The 15,571-nt window shown below is 41.1% G+C and carries 12 protein-coding genes; all 12 read left to right on the top strand.

The genetic code is table 11. The features are described 5' to 3' along the window. The first annotated feature begins 98 nt into the window (after positions 1 to 98). Positions 99 to 2,189 carry a putative cross-wall-targeting lipoprotein signal domain-containing protein gene (locus HF992_RS02355; RefSeq protein ID WP_168548603.1) on the top strand — a complete coding sequence of 697 codons (2,091 nt, stop codon included), beginning with the start codon at positions 99 to 101 and terminating at the stop codon, positions 2,187 to 2,189. Then, complete coding sequence (locus tag HF992_RS12335) at positions 2,189 to 5,974, top strand: SspB-related isopeptide-forming adhesin (RefSeq protein ID WP_168548461.1); 3,786 nt, start codon at positions 2,189 to 2,191, stop codon at positions 5,972 to 5,974. Before HF992_RS02355 ends, HF992_RS12335 begins: the two co-directional genes overlap by 1 nt. Before the next feature lie 175 nt (positions 5,975 to 6,149). Further along, the gene (locus HF992_RS02345; protein WP_168548460.1) at positions 6,150 to 6,386 is read left to right on the top strand and encodes a hypothetical protein; all 237 of its coding nucleotides are present in this window, start codon (positions 6,150 to 6,152) and stop codon (positions 6,384 to 6,386) included. Positions 6,387 to 6,398: 12 nt separating this feature from the next. Next, complete coding sequence (locus HF992_RS02340) at positions 6,399 to 7,145, top strand: hypothetical protein (protein ID WP_168548459.1); 747 nt, start codon at positions 6,399 to 6,401, stop codon at positions 7,143 to 7,145. Positions 7,146 to 7,194: 49 nt separating this feature from the next. Further along, complete coding sequence (locus HF992_RS02335; RefSeq protein WP_168548458.1) at positions 7,195 to 7,518, top strand: hypothetical protein; 324 nt, start codon at positions 7,195 to 7,197, stop codon at positions 7,516 to 7,518. A gap of 69 nt (positions 7,519 to 7,587) precedes the next feature. Further along, entirely contained in the window at positions 7,588 to 7,953 is a 366-nt protein-coding gene (locus tag HF992_RS02330) for a PrgI family protein (protein WP_168548457.1), read from the top strand. Continuing rightward, positions 7,901 to 10,276, top strand: coding sequence for a VirB4-like conjugal transfer ATPase, CD1110 family (locus tag HF992_RS02325; protein ID WP_168548456.1), 2,376 nt, complete (start codon positions 7,901 to 7,903; stop codon positions 10,274 to 10,276). Before HF992_RS02330 ends, HF992_RS02325 begins: the two co-directional genes overlap by 53 nt. 9 nt (positions 10,277 to 10,285) lie before the next feature. Continuing rightward, complete coding sequence (locus tag HF992_RS02320; RefSeq protein ID WP_168548455.1) at positions 10,286 to 12,952, top strand: phage tail tip lysozyme; 2,667 nt, start codon at positions 10,286 to 10,288, stop codon at positions 12,950 to 12,952. 15 nt (positions 12,953 to 12,967) lie between these two features. Beyond that, positions 12,968 to 13,627: a hypothetical protein gene (locus HF992_RS02315; RefSeq protein ID WP_168548454.1), complete on the top strand. Its 660-nt coding sequence runs from the start codon at positions 12,968 to 12,970 to the stop codon at positions 13,625 to 13,627. Then, complete coding sequence (locus HF992_RS02310) at positions 13,581 to 13,847, top strand: hypothetical protein (RefSeq protein ID WP_168548453.1); 267 nt, start codon at positions 13,581 to 13,583, stop codon at positions 13,845 to 13,847. The genes HF992_RS02315 and HF992_RS02310 overlap by 47 nt, the downstream gene beginning before the upstream one ends. Further along, complete coding sequence (locus tag HF992_RS02305) at positions 13,810 to 14,688, top strand: hypothetical protein (RefSeq protein ID WP_168548452.1); 879 nt, start codon at positions 13,810 to 13,812, stop codon at positions 14,686 to 14,688. The genes HF992_RS02310 and HF992_RS02305 overlap by 38 nt, the downstream gene beginning before the upstream one ends. 23 nt (positions 14,689 to 14,711) lie before the next feature. Then, positions 14,712 to 15,524, top strand: a complete 813-nt coding sequence (locus HF992_RS02300; protein WP_168548451.1) for an LPXTG cell wall anchor domain-containing protein — start codon at positions 14,712 to 14,714, stop codon at positions 15,522 to 15,524. The last annotated feature ends 47 nt before the right edge of the window (positions 15,525 to 15,571 follow it).

Below are 15,571 nucleotides of genomic sequence, written 5' to 3'. Positions count from 1 at the left end.
CTTATCTATTCTTCTAGCCCTATCAAGTTTATAAAAACTTTTATTGACCTGGACAAGTCACTAAACTCTCTAAAATTTATAAAAAAGGAGATTCGGAAATGAATCAAAAAATGGAAAGAGGGCATGGGTACTATCGTAAATCTAAAGCTTATGGCTTGGTTTGTGGCATTATGTTAGCTGGTATGTTAACGATCACAACGTCCGTAGGCGCTGAAGAATTGACAAATACTTATGTTGCTGATACTAGTGCGCCAGTGGCACTGCCTGCTGAATCTGAGACTGTAGAACCTATCACGGTCAAAGTTGTTGATGAAGCGACTAAAACAGAAGTCGCTCGTGTATCTAAAGACACTGTAGTGGAGTGGGAAGAAAGCAAAACTATCGACTTGCCATCAGATCGTCCACACACAGAAACCTTAACCGTTACCACTCCCGTTGATCCAACGGAAGAGGTTAATATTGATAAGACTAACGAACTGAATAAAGAAGCTGGTTGGTCAGCTGAATTAAAGGACAAGGAAGTTGTTTATACAGCAAACAAAGAGTTGTTGGATAAGGTAAACACCAAGGCCTATACTAATATCACTGGTCAAGAAACCTTTGAAACAAAAGCTATAGAAACAGATCGTGTGCGTAAGGAAACTGAAACTTATGAAGTTGATGTTACCAAAACACGTGAAGTGACAGAAGAAGTTCCAGTTACCAAAACACGTGAAGTTACGGAAGAAGTACCTGTGACAAAGACACGTTTGGTGGATAAAACTGTCACCGAGACGACAATGGACTACACTACCTCTCCCCTAAACATTGGGTATATTCTTGATACTTCTAATTCTCGCAAGGAGATTGTTGCTAGTGCTACATCTACTCTCAATAAGTTCTTGGGTACTTTGGATAAATCTAAAATCGAAGTATATGCAGAGGACTACGCTTATGACTATGTAAGTGCTGGAACTGGCTTGTCTTCAGGCTGGTCATTTGCAGGGAACACGGTTAAAGTAGAAGGTGGAAGTAGCACTTTGAAAATTATCTATGATAAGACAGGTACCTCTCTTTCTCGTGCTAAGAAGATTACTGAGGCACTTAAGCAAGCGAACGGATCTGCTGATACCGTAATTGTTATTGAATCTGATTTTGATGATTTTGGTGGTTTTAGTTCAGGTGCTACAACGTCATTCTTTAAAGATGCTAAAAACTTGGAAGATTTGCCAGAAGGTGTCAAACTACTTCTTATCGAAGATGCCGAAAGCAACGGTACTAAGGACGAAGCGACAACTAATCTAGAAGAAATCGTTTCAGGACGTGTATGGAGAGTGTCAACTAAGAATGCAGATGGTTCTATTTTTGACCGTAACGAAATCTTAAATACTTTTATGAAAACTATCGCTAAAGAAACAACAGTTTCTAAGGTTGTCCAAGTCGAAGAAGAGTACACTGAGATGGAAACCCGTACACGTACAGAAGAGTACACTGAGATGGAAACCCGTACACGTACAGAAGAGTATGTGGAAAAAGAAACTCGTACTCGTGAAGTAGATGTCCCTTACAAAGTTTTAGAGCCAATCGTCATTTCAGTTGAAAATGGTGATGGTGCTAAGATTACTTCAGTTACCGTTGAAGAAGTTGGCAAAGCTCCTCAATCCCTTGAACTTGTAGATGGTAAAGCAACCTTCACACCTACAGTTGTAGGTACGGTTAAAGTGACTTATACCTATGAACATGATGGAGTCGAAACAACGTCTGTTAAGATTGTGGCGACAAGCAAAAATACGGTAACAGGTGAAACATTAACTGAAAACGAATCGACAAAAGCTTTGCCAACTAACGGTAAGTATGAGTCAGTCAGCATTAAGCTCCCTGTAACAGTATCTAAGCTAACAGCTTATGATACCAAGTATGAGCGTGCGTATGCCGTTAAGGTTAATGAAGGTCTTGACAATGCCTATACGCTCGATATTAAGGGTGGTCAGCTTTTGACTGAAAAAGCCCCTGCTAAAGTTGTGAATCCAGTCAAGGTTGAGAAGTCACCTACGAAACCTGAGGAAAAACCACAAACAATCACTCCAGTAGCTGTTTCTACTAAAGTCTTACCAAAGACTGGGACTGCAACTAGTTTCTTATCACTTGTTGGGGCTGTAATGTTGCCATTATTGGCACTTGGAACGAAAAAGAAAGAGGAAAATAACTAATGAATCAAAATACAACACAAAAAGGACGCGGATATTTCCGTAAATCAAAAGCCTATGGTTTGGTTTGTGGGATCGCTTTGGGAGCTATGCTTTTTATGAGCAATTCCGTTTCTGCGGATGAAGTATCACCTGTAGAAACAGCTCCAACTGCTGTTTTAACGGACAATCCAGCGACAAACCTTCAATCTGCTCAGCCAGAGACACCTGTTGCTAACCAAGAAGCAACTGCTCAATCAGGAAACCAAACAGGAACGTTGACTTCAGAAGTAACATCTGAAGCGTTGAATAGTGCTGTGGAATCTGCGACACAAGCAGGTGTTGAGGTTAATCAAACTGAAACAGTAACTCACAACACCTTGACTGAAGCTCAGGCTGATTTGAATACACAAGTTGAAACTGTTAATAAGGCTGAAGTTGCTCATACAACTGCCAATGAAGTTATTCAGGAAGCTGTTGGCAAAGCTGTAGGGGAAACAGAAGCAACTGGTACTATTAAAGTAACAGCGGCTGAAGCTGAAGCTAAGTCAAAAGAAATTGCTGCAAAAGTTGAAGAAGTTTCAAAGTCAAATCAGGCTAAACTTGATGAACAAGCGAAGGCCCAAGCAGAAATTGATAAGAAAAACGCTGAAATTAAGGCAAATAATGAAGCACGTGCGGAAGCTATTGCTAAGAATAAAGCTATTGATGAAGCGAATGCAGCTGAGCAAGCCCGTGTTGACAAGTTGAATGCGGAAGGTCAAGCAGAAGTTGATAAGCGTAATGCGGAAGGTCAAGCTGCTGTTGACGCTAAGAATAAAGAAGCAAAAGATAAAATTGATGCTCAAAATAAAGCTTTGCAAGATGCTTACAACGCTGCCCTTGCTCGATTCAACAATGGTACATCATTTAGTGCTAATGTAGAGGCTCGTACACAAAATGTTGATAATTTGGAGTATGGTGATAGCTTCATGAAAGCAACTGTAGATGATCGTACGGGTGATTTTACTCTACACTATGACGTGAATGACGGTGTTGGTGTATTTGGCGAAGGGAAGATCAATGGCCGTATCAATTGGACGGTAAGTTCTGATGGAAAGGCTGGTGAGGTGATTGTTGTATCAACAGTAACATTGAAGAACCATAGCTTTAAAAACTTCACGGCCAACCGTGCAGTTAATCAAAACATCAGTTTACATATTCAAGATTTGAAAGGGAATAATGTTTATTCACATCAGTATGATGGAAACTCAGACTTTGATATTCCTATCAATAAAACATTAGATGTCAACCTTCGAACCACTTTAGCCCCAAATCAGACTTCAAGCTTGATTCAGGTTCTTAACGTTGATGACAACTGGATCCATAACACACACGGTCAAGTGTTCGTGCAATTCAGAAACACTAACCAAAAACCAGGGGATCTCAAGTTGATTCAATCAACTCCTGATACTGGAAGTTTTGAGCCTGATAAATATGAACCAATTAAACCGAATTTGACGCCAAAAGTCGATGTTCCTGAAGAAAGATTTGTACTTCCTCCAGCACCATCGCCAGAGCTTGACAAGATTGGGTATGAAAAACTTGTTGTAACTACAAATGTCCATGATGTTCTTTTGGATCAAAAACCAAGCAATGACAAAGATGTCATCAATGCAGATCAGGTATCAGTAGATGGTCAACTTGTGCCAAAAGGCTCTACAGTTACCTGGACACTTGCAAATGATTCTCTTAAAGCAGGTCGTGAAGTTGTTACAGCTTACACCATGTCTGATCCATTGCCATCAGGTTTTGAAATTGATGCTAAGGCAACTGCTGAAGCTTCACCAGCCTATCTAGTAACATTTGACGAAACTGGTAAGGCTTCCCTGGTTGCGACTGAAGCTACGCTTAAAGCAATCAATGCAGACTTGACTAAAGATGTAGCTATTCCTGTGGCAACTATTGTTGGTCGTGTGGTCAATGATGGTGCGACTTACAAGAATACCTTCACTACAACAATCACTACTCCTAAAGGCGAATATACAACGGTATCTGATACCCCTGTTGTCTATACGCCAGGTTCAGAAGTTCGTACTTACAATGGTAACGTTGTAGTTCGTTATCGCTCTACAGATGGGCTGAAGATTGCTGAAAATGCTATTGATGTAGAAGATGGAAAAGTAGGCTCATCTTATGACACTACCGATAACAAGCCAGCTATTATCGCTTTTGAAGGCAATCAGTACAAATTGACTGAAAAAGTTGAAGGTGCTGAAAACGGTAAGGTTATTGATGGAACAATTTATGTTACTTATTTCTATGATCTTGTAGCTAAAGAAGCTGGTAAAGGCTCTGTTATCGTCCATTACGTTGAAGAAGGCACTAATCGTCCAATCGCAGTTGATGTAGTAGATACCCCATCTGCGCCAGTTGGTGAGTCTTATGAAACAACTGATAACAAACCAGGTACTATCAAGACTAATGATGGTATTGAGTATGAACTCATTCCTACTGCGACTATCGGAAACGAAACAGGTAAGGTGGTAGAAGGGGTAACGGAAGTAACCTACGTTTACAAACGTTTAACTCCAAAACCAGAAACTCCAACACCAACAGACAACTTGATTGAGCCTAAGAAAGATGTTGTTGACGATAAAGGCAACTCTATTGATGGTAAATCAGTTTTACCAAACACTACGCTTAACTATTTGGCCAAACAGGACTTCGATCAGTATAGAGGCATGTTAGCTAGTCGCTCAGCTATTCTCAAGAATTTCCTACACTTGGAGGACTTAAAAGATGAGGCTTTGGATGGTAAATCTTTAGTAGTTAACAGCATTACAGCCTCTAATGGTGATGATGTTCGTGAGTTACTTGAGATGAGACATGTTTTGTCTTTAGATGCTCTTGAGGAAAAGCTTCAGACTTTGATTAAGGATTCTGGAATCTCTCCAGTTGGTGAATTTTATCTTTGGGTAGCAAAAGACCCTCAGAAATTCTTTGAAGCTTATGTTCAAAAAGGCTTGGATATTACTTACAACCTTTCCTTCAAGATCAAGGAGACTTTCAAAGAAGGTGACATTACCAACCAAACTTTCCAGATTGACTTCGGTAACGGTTATGCAGGAAATGTTGTAGTGAACAATTTGCCAGTGCTGGCTATCCATAAGGACGTGCTGGATAAAGATGGCAAGTCCATTGATGGTGGTACAGTTCAAATTGGTGATGAAGTAACTTACAAACTTGAAGGTTGGGTTATTCCAGCTGATCGTGGTTATGATTTTCATGAATACCGCTTTGTGGACCAACTCCAAGCAACGCATGACGAGTACCAGGCCTACCGCTTTGAAGCTAAAGTAGACATTACTTTGGCAGATGGTACCGTGATTAAAGCTGGTGCGGATCTCAAAGATCACGTGGAAACAGTCTACGATGCCAAGTTTGGACTCTTTGTAGCTAGATTCAAAGAAGATTTCTTGAAATCAATCCAACGTGAGAGCGCCTTTGGTGCAGATGGGTACATTACTGTTAAGCGTATTAAAGCTGGAGACGTGACTAACTCTTACCAACTCTACGTTAATGGTAATCCAGTGGTATCTAATGTCGTGATCACTCACACGCCACCAAAACCAACACCTCCAGCTCCAGAAGCTCCAACACCAGAAAAACCAGTAACACCAACTCCAGTTACTCCAGCAACTCCTGTAGTAGCTGCTAAGGTATTGCCACAGACTGGTGATGGTGGCTCAATCGGTCTGTTGATGGCTGGTTTAGTATCAGCTATGAGCGGTCTTGGATTTGCGGTGCGTAAGCGTAAAGAGGACTAGTCCTCAATCAACTATGCTAGGTTAATGCCTAGCTAGTTGCTAGATATTTGTTTCCTGGTAAGGTAGATCCCAACTTTATCATCTGAAACAGATGTCTATCAGCTAGTTAGGCTGATCTAACCAACTCTTCCCCAGTTCTGAATAACTGGGGTTTTTGAATTATAAAGGAGAAAACATGAACGCAAAAACAATCATTATTGGCTTTATCTCGCTAATTTTTGGTATTGCTGCTGTTAATGGCTTATGGTCGGCAGCAGAAGGCTATCTGAAATTCTTATCTGGTCAGCGTATTAACAATGATTTGACCAAGGAAGAAGGTCGTAACCAAATGTTGTTTGGCTTGGCTCAAGCAGGTGGCTTGGGAGCCTTTTTGGCAGGTATTATTGCTGCTATCAATGCTCTAGAATTCTAAGGAGGGCTATATGTGGATATTACTGAACTAACCCAGTCTATATCGGCCTATAATGCTCAGGCTAATGCAATTACCAACCTGGTTTATAATGCTACTAAGCCGATAGCTCATATCCTGATTGGGATATTTTTTGCGATTGAGTTTGATACCATCACAAAACACCAAGCCAGGCAAGGAGCATCGATGACAGGAGAAATTTTTTGGGGCATTGCCTACAAATTTCTTCTGGCCTTTCTCTTGGTAGAGAATGCTCGTTTAATTTTTGATGTGATTATGTATCTAACCACTGGTGCGGTTAAGGCTATGGATAAGACAGTTAAACCTGTTGACATGGATTTAGGGATTGAAGTCAAAGGGATTAAAGGCATTATAAAACATTTAATTTTAGTTATTGCTTGGACTGTTGAGGGGATTTCACAGCTATCGATTAAAATTATTATGATGATGAGGGCTTTTAACCTCTATATTCTTAGGGCGGTGTCTGGTCTACTGATTGCCCTGTTTATGTCTGATACCACTCGACAGATTACCATCAATTTCTTAAAATTAGTAGCGGCAGCTACCTTCCAAGTAATTGTTTTATTTATTATCATCCGTCTCTATCCAGTCATTGTATCTAACGATCTATTTAAAATGACTCTATCCAATGATAAGGGAGCGATGGCGATTGCCTTTGCGGCTTTGGCCAAGGGTATTGTATTTATTACGCTTATTTGGGGTAGTCAAAGAACTGCAAAAAACTTACTTAATGCTATGTAATGATGTCTCTGTGTGGTATAATTATCTTATAGGCACTGGAGGTATTTACATGAATGAAGAAGAAGTTGTTTTAACTAAAGATGAACCTTCATTAGAGGGAATTTTTGGTGCTATTATTGTAGTTATTGGTAAAGGCATATCATATATTCTACTTACTCCTGTATTTCTTTATACATGGATTAAATCTTGGATTTATGTAGGTTTGGTTTCTTCTGGCTTATGGTATGTTCTTGGAGCAGGCTCTTTGGAAGGTTTAGGCTACTCTAAATATATTCCTTATGTTAAATCTCCAATAGCATTTACAATTATCATTATCTTAACAGGTTTGTTAACCTTACGGAGAACATACTACTATATCAAATATTATCGTTAGTTTTTATTTTATAAAATGGGACACCTTACAAATTCTGTAGGGTGTTTTTTCATACCTGAAAGGAGACTTATGGCCAAATTAGGCTCAGAATTTTTAAAAGAATTTGATCATTTTGAAAAGCCCTCACTGTTTAAATCCTCCAAGAGACTGGTGATCTTCATCATCGGTGTTTTCTTGGTTAGTGCTTTAAGTGTTGGGCTATTTTTAATTAACTTTCCGCTCATACTCATTTACCTCTTGCTGTTTATGGTGCTTGTGCCTTTAACCTTATATTGTACAGGTAAGGATGAGGCCATCAAGGAAAGGGTGCTTTATTTTATAACCATCCATGAGAGGAGCTATCAGACACAATTTCAAAATAGAGAGGAGGATCTCATTGTAGATGATTTTAAAGTTCGCTCAAAAACAAAAGAAAGCCAAGCTGACGAAAGCTGAGAAAGAACGGAAGAAGCGCCTCAGACGGTCCATTAAACCGTCTACCCAAAGTTCGATTTATTACCAGTCCTTATTCGAGAATGGCCTAATGCACGTGGCCAAGAACATCTGGTCCAGGAGTTATCGTCTGGGTGACGTGGCTTACACCTCAGCTTCAGATGAAGATAAAGTCGCTGTTATTGATACCTATGCAGAAGCCACTAATAGTTTAGATGTGGGTAATACCATGCAACTGCTAGTGATTAACAGACGTGTCGAAAGCTCTGCGATTTCAAAAATCCTGTATGAACCTGCGGATGATGATTACAATGATCTGCGTGAAGAGTACAACACGATGATTAAAAATCGCTTTTCAGCTGATAGTCGAAATTTTAAAGTTGAAAAGTACATTACCTTGGCCACCCAGGCTTATGATGCCTTACAAGCAGATACCAATCTTCATGAACTCTCTGGATCCATTACAGATCAGTTTACAGAGATGGATATAGAGTTTGATCCCCTGGACGGTTTAGAACGCATGGGGATTTTTTCATGGTTTCTGAAACATAGTCCCTATCTACCGTATACCTATAGAGATATAGACCTATCAGGTCTCAGGACTAAAGATTTTGTTGCTCCTAATCGATTCCACTTTATGGAAAATCAGATTAAGATTGATGACAAGTTTGCTAAGGTGATGTATGTCCGACAATTCCCAACCTTCTTATCCGATAAATTGATCAAGGAGTTGACATCGATAGGGATTGAACTGGCTATTACGGTGACTGCTGATCCTTATAACCCTGGAGAGTTTACTCAATCTCTCCAAAATGCCCAATCTGAGGTTAAACGTGAGATGATCAATAACCAAAAGGATGGGGCCATGCAAGGGATTGACCCAGAATTAGCAGTCTCAGGGATTGCCCAGGAAGTGAATGAAGCAACTAAACGCTGGCAGGATGAAATTCGTGAGAATGACCAGAAGGCCTTTGCTGGGGTGATTGCAGTTTACCTAGTTGCTGACAGCCAGGAAGAGTTAAACACTCATCGAACCAAGGTAGTAACTGCTGGGAATAAGCTAGGTGTTGACTTTGTAGAATGCTATTACCATCAGGAACAAGCCTTAAATACCATGTTACCAATCGGGCAGATTTTCTTAGATGCTAAGAAAAAATTTGTCCGTCCCATGACCACAACTAATATTGCTACCCAGGTCCCCTTTACCAATGTGGACTTGAGATCAGATAGTCCTAGGGCTATCTATTATGGCCAGAACCAGCTGTCCCATAACACCATTACCTTAGATCGCAAACGTGACCTAAACGCTGGTAATGGTGGTGTTGTAGGGTCTTCTGGATCTGGTAAGGGGATGTCCACTAAGACCACGGAAATTATTCCTACTCTCCTGCGTTATCCTGATGATCGAGTGATTATTGTGGATCCTGAAGGGGAATATACCAAGATTGCTGAAGCTTTTGATGGGCAAGTCTTAAACATTTCACCAAAATCAAAAACCCACCTAAACCTCTTAGATTTACCTCAAACCATCACAGCTCTCTTTAATGACGATGACGAGGAGATTGACGTGATTGCGGATAAGGCCAATCTTTTAATGGGTCTCTTTGAAAGTATTTTGAAAGAGGTAGATGATGATCACGTCACCATTATTGACCGTGTAACCACCTTAACCTATGAGCGTTTTGAAACTCCAACACTTGTAGACTGGCACCAGGTGCTCAAAGAACAACCAGAAGAAGCGGCTCAAGATTTGGCTACTAAGGCTGAGATTTATACTATCGGAAGTTTGAACCTATTCTCTTATCCTACCAACGTGGACATGTCAAGTCGTCTCATCGTTATTAACCTCAAAGGCTTAGCTAATAAGCTCAAGCCATTTGCGCTCCGAGTTATCCAAGATTACATCTGGCAACAGGTTATCAATTACCAGGGCAAGACCACCATTCGTCTCTACTGGGATGAGGTCCATCAGTCATTCAGAACTGCTAGCGATGCTGCCTTCTTTGCGGACCTTTGGGCTAGGATCCGTAAATATGGAGCTGTCCCAACCTTTATTACCCAGCAAATTGGTACCTTGATCAAGTTTGAAGAAGGAAGAAACTTACTGTCAAACAGTGAGTTCTTGCTTTTGCTGAAGCATAAGCCCCAAGATCTCAAAGATCTCCAAAGGGTCGTGACCATTCCACCTAGTTTGATCAAGTATATTGAGAAGCCACGTCAGAAAGGCTCAGGTCTCCTGGTTGCGGCACATACCATCATTCCTTTTGAAAATCCTATTCCTAAAGGAACACGGTTGTATGAGTTGGCCCAAACAGATCCAGACTAAGGACTTCCTATGGTAGAACAAAGAAGTATTAAAGTCAGATTTGAAAATCATCGAGCAATTCGTAAAGAAGCTAAAGTAGCTTATCGTAACCTTAAAGGGAAGTCTGCTAAAATCAGACAGGCAACTGCTAGAAGTTATTATCTTGATTCTAAGCGAGCTTTAAAGGTTACAAAACGTCAATATAGCTATCTGAAAAAGATTTCTAAAAATCCGGAAGGAGAGGGTCTTCAAAATCAATTAAACCAGAGTAGAGAAGAACTCCAAGAGGCGATAAGAAGGCATAAGGTTAGTCGTGGGGCTAGTCGCCTAGCGGATAAGAAAGTCAAGCGTGCTGAAGTTAGGAAGCTAGGACTAAGGACAGCGCATAATCAAGCTAGGAGACAGGGTGAAGACTTATTACGAGACAATGAGACCTTAGAAGATATTGCGGATGCCAGGCATCACATTAGAGATGTTAAACGTGACGTTGATTTCTCTAAACGTTTGGCCAAGTACACAATCAATGAGGGAGTCAAAAATTCTAAAACTCTCTATGATGTAGGGAATCGTTCTTATAACCTGATAAGAGGTAGGGGCTTTATGCGGACAGCCAAGGTTGATCGCTGGGAGACCAAACTTCAAAATCAACTCAAGAAAATCCGATACCGTATTTCTCAAACCAGGTTAGGACGTTGGGGGAAGAACACAAAAGAGTTTGTCGGCTTCTTCTCAAAGCCTTTTAAACTCATGGCCAAACCAGTCCTTCATGTGCTGACTAACCCCTTATCACTCGCCTCCTATCTCATAAGCTTTATTGTGCTGTTTATCTTTTCCTTCTTCATGAGCTTATCTCCAACGATCTCTCAAGATGAATTTGACTTAAACGAGAGTTGGTTAACCTTGAGTAAAAAGGATCGTGAAAAATCGACGGATAAGGTGGATTATTGGACTAACATTGATGATGTCATCTTCTACATGAATCACCGCTACAGTGGCTACACGATCGATGAAGCTTGGACAGAAAAGCGGATGAGTAAACCATTGACGATGAGACATGCGTTAGAAGATATTTGGGATCATCTTAATAAAGATGAGGATAAGCTCAAAACCATGATGGAGTTAGCTCAGAAAGGGGATACTTGGATTAAGCTCTCTAAAGATGACTTGGAAGAGTACAAGGAGGCTCTGGAGAATGCCCAGGAGTTGGGACGATATGTCGCCTATCAAGACCTGGACAATCCTCTTTACAAGGAGGATGATGAAGCTAACTATCAGTCGCCATTGGTCATTGTAGACCGTTTTGGCTATACTTCAAAGACTGAGTTAAAAACCTCCAGTCATATTCGAGCAACTCAGGGACAAGATGTCTTAGCTGCCATGGATGGAACCGTTACAATCAAAGGCAAAAAGGTGATTATTGAAGATAAATCGAGTCGGTTAACTTATCACAATATGGCTGGTATTCGTGTCAAGGATGGGGAAGAGGTCAAGACCCAGACCCTGATTGGACAAAATAACAGTGGCAATGGGTTAGAGATGACCTATGAGAAAAAAGATGATGATGACAAGTGGGTCCCCGTCAATATCGGGTTCTACTTTGAACGTGTCACCTATAACCAAACCACTAGCGTGTTAACTGATCTTAAGATAGATGGGGATTTGGCCCAAAGGTCAAGAGCTATCCGTGATCGGATTAAGAAGAAGATTCCAAAAGCAACAGATAACGGGATAGCTGCTATGTTGGGGAACTTTGCTACTGAGAGTGGTATCAATCCTAAACGGGCTGAAGGGGATTATCTAGCCCCTCCAGTAGGTGCTACAGACAGCTCCTGGGATGACCCTAACTGGTTATCGCTTGGAGGGCCTGCAATCTATAATGGTGCTTATCCCAATATTATCCATCGAGGGCTTGGGTTAGGCCAGTGGACGGATACTGCTGACGGGGCTATTCGGCATACACTTCTATTGAATTTCGCCAAAGAGAAGAATAAGAAGTGGTATGACCTGGATCTCCAGATAGACTTCATGATGGAAGGAGACAACCCTTACTATAGGGAGATCTTACGTGAGATTCTAACCAGTGAGGAGGATGTGGAAACTCTCACCAAGCGCTTCCTGAACTTGTGGGAAGGAAATGCTGGAGATAAACTCCTGGAGCGCCAAAATAATGCTAAGCAAATTCTTCAGTATCTCAAATCGTCTGGAGGAGTTGGCAAAGGCGGTCATCCGTTTAATCAGCCTTACACGGTGCTTCAGCCTTATGGTTTTACACCGTGGTCAACTGGAGCAGGATATTACCTCTATGCAGCCTCTGGAGGGAAACATACAGGTGTTGATATTGTTGCTAACGGGGTACATGATGGGGTGGATATTCCAATCTTTAGTATGACAGATGGCACGGTCTATAGCGTCTCATATTCTGATTTAGGTGGTCATGCCATTACTATCCAACTGCCAGATGGCAAGTATCTCTATTATGGTCATATAAAATATGCACCAAGTTTATCAGCTGGCACTAAAGTCAAAAAAGGGGAGCAGATTGCAGTCCTTGGACGATCAGGAGCGACAGATGTGTATCATATTCACCTGGAGTTATCCACTAGTCCTATTATCTCAAGTGGGCAATATGATTTGGATCCTAGCTCACTCTTCCAAGACAGCGGAACTCTCCAACAAAACCAAGTTATTACTCCATAGAAAGGAAATTACATTATGTTAGATCAGGAAGCTGTTAAGAGGCTTCAAAAGGTTGGCCTAGTATTGGGTTTTATCTTGATATTCTTTATTGGCTTTGTGTTGGGAGGACATGGTAAAGTATCCCCCAAGGCTGTTAAAGAGACTCCCAAACAGGTTATTAAAGAGGAGGTTCAAGGACTGACTCAAAAGGAGGTCGAAGACTTCCTAATTGCTTATTATACCAAGAAAGATTTGGAAGCAAACCGCCAGATTTACCGTCCCTTTATGACCGCAAGTCTATACCAACAAGAAATGGATCTTGAAAATGATCCCATCAATCAGGCTTATAAGGGCTATATTGTGGATTTTAAATATAAGTCATCATCCATATACATTGATCAAGAATCGATGGTAGCCCTGGTAAAAGTACAGTATACCAATACTCTACTAGCTGAAAAGGGCAACTATGAACGGTCTCAAAGGGATGTGGTCAATGAAGTTGCTTTACAGCTACAATATGTCAAGCAAGGTGGGAAATACCTGGTTAACCAGAAAACACCAATCACACTTTCAGCACTACATGATCAGGGGCCAGATTATCCTGATTATGGTCATTTAACACAAACGACAACAGAAACGGAGGAATCTAATGGCCAAGAAACCGACACTAGCGGAACTGAAGAAGAAAATCGCTAGAGAACAAAATGAGCTAGATAAGCTCAATGAGAGGGAGGCAACCCTCCAAGAAAAAATTACCAGACAGAAACAAAAGGTGAGCCAAGCGGAGGTTGAATACCATTTGGCTTTGATTAAAACCAGTCATCGAACAGCAGAAGAATGGGAAGCCTTTGCTTTATCAGCTGAGAAAGGAGGAACAGATGTATCAAGTCACGAATCTGGAGAGCCAAGATACTAGGGGCTTTGAGTCTAGGGATGCCCTCCTACAATTCTTAGATGAACAGAATGCGGTTTGTCGTCAGGAACAGATGCAACTCGATTTGAAGCTCTTGCATGTTGATCATGATACTGGTGAAGTTAAGAGCAATCTTTCGATTACTTTACCAACATCAGGTACGATCGATAGTCTCTTGATGACCTTTGGTAAGGATGAGGGTAAGAAAAAGCTACCGCTGCCATTCCCTAAGAGAGCACCTAAAGAAATACCAAAATCACCTCCTGAGAAGCTTGAGGGCAATCCTGAAGAACCGGCAAAAGTAAATCAGGAAGTTGTATCGGAAAAACAACTTGAAACCCTGTTCAAGCAAGAACTCTTGGCTGCTAATAGACAATCTCAAAGGGTTGCGAGATTTTTATTTGGGTTAATCTTTATGCTAGGAGCAGCTAGTATTGGTCTTGGTATCTTACAGTCTACCCAAATCAAACAGTTGAAGGAAGACATTAAGATATTAAACTCTAGCCAAAACCAGGAAGCATCTAATTTAGACCATAAGTTAAATGTCTTTAGTCGTTATTTCCTATCCCATTACTACAGTGTAGCGGATAGGGACTTGTCAGATTTCGTTTCAAAGTCTTTGACTAAGGAAGTGAAATCATCGGAAACAAGTTTAATTTCTGCCATCCTGGAAGAAGTCAAATCAACAAAGGCAGGCTATAACGTTAGCTTTGTCCTGGCTCTACGAAGCAATAATGAAACAAGAAACGTTCGCTTAGTCTTTACAGTAAAAGCGGATAAATCTAGCCCCTATGGTTACAGGATCATTAAAGCTCCTGTAGAAACCCCGTATCTCAATCAATAACAATAGAAACAGAGGAACTTAAAATGAAAAAAACAACGCTATTCTCAATCATGCTTTTATCAACACTTGCTCTCAATTCAGCTGTCTTAGCTGAAGAAGCTTCAGCGCCAGGAACAGATTCTGAAGTCATCGTTCCTATTGGTGATACCAATATTCCTGAGCTTCCTCCAGTTGAAGCGCCAGTTGTACCACCAGCTCCAGAAACGCCTGCTCCAACAGATCCAGTAGTTGTTCCTCCAGTAGAGAAACCAACAGCTCCTGAAGAACCAAGTAAACCAGAGGAGCCTGTTTTACCACCAGCTCCAGAAACTCCAGTTGAGACAACAGAAACTACAACTAATCCAGAAGTCCCGACAACACCACCTACCACCGAACCGACTTCGCCAACTACCGAAGATAAACCAAACGGAGATCCAGAAACGACTAAGCCAACGACTCCAACGACAACAGAAACGCCTAAACCTACTGAGCCAAGCACCACTGAAGGAAACAAACCTTCAAATAAGCCAACTGCGCCAGCAACTTCTGACAAGAAGGAAACCACTAACCCTCCTGTAACCCCTATGACCCAACCTGTCATTACAGATAAAGGGGTAACCATTGTTGGGACTACAGATAGTCAAGTCATTGTTGCACATGCAGATGGTAGGCAGGAAGTTGTTGCTGCTGCAAGCGTAGGAGGTGTTGTCAATGCGGATAAGACCGTTACTATTACAACCCAAGGAGGGAAGAAACAAACCCTACCAAGTACAGGTGATCAATCAGGAATTGTAGCTTCTATTATGGGCTTATTAACCCTGGTTGGCCTTGGATTTAAGAAACGCTTTACTAACTAATGATGTCATCAAGTCATGAGCAATAGCTCGTGGCTTTTTTTGTATTC

The sequence above is a fragment of the Streptococcus ovuberis genome (assembly GCF_012396585.1).
Taxonomy (GTDB): Bacteria; Bacillota; Bacilli; order Lactobacillales; family Streptococcaceae; genus Streptococcus; species Streptococcus ovuberis.
This window is presented reverse-complemented; position numbering and strand designations above follow the sequence as displayed.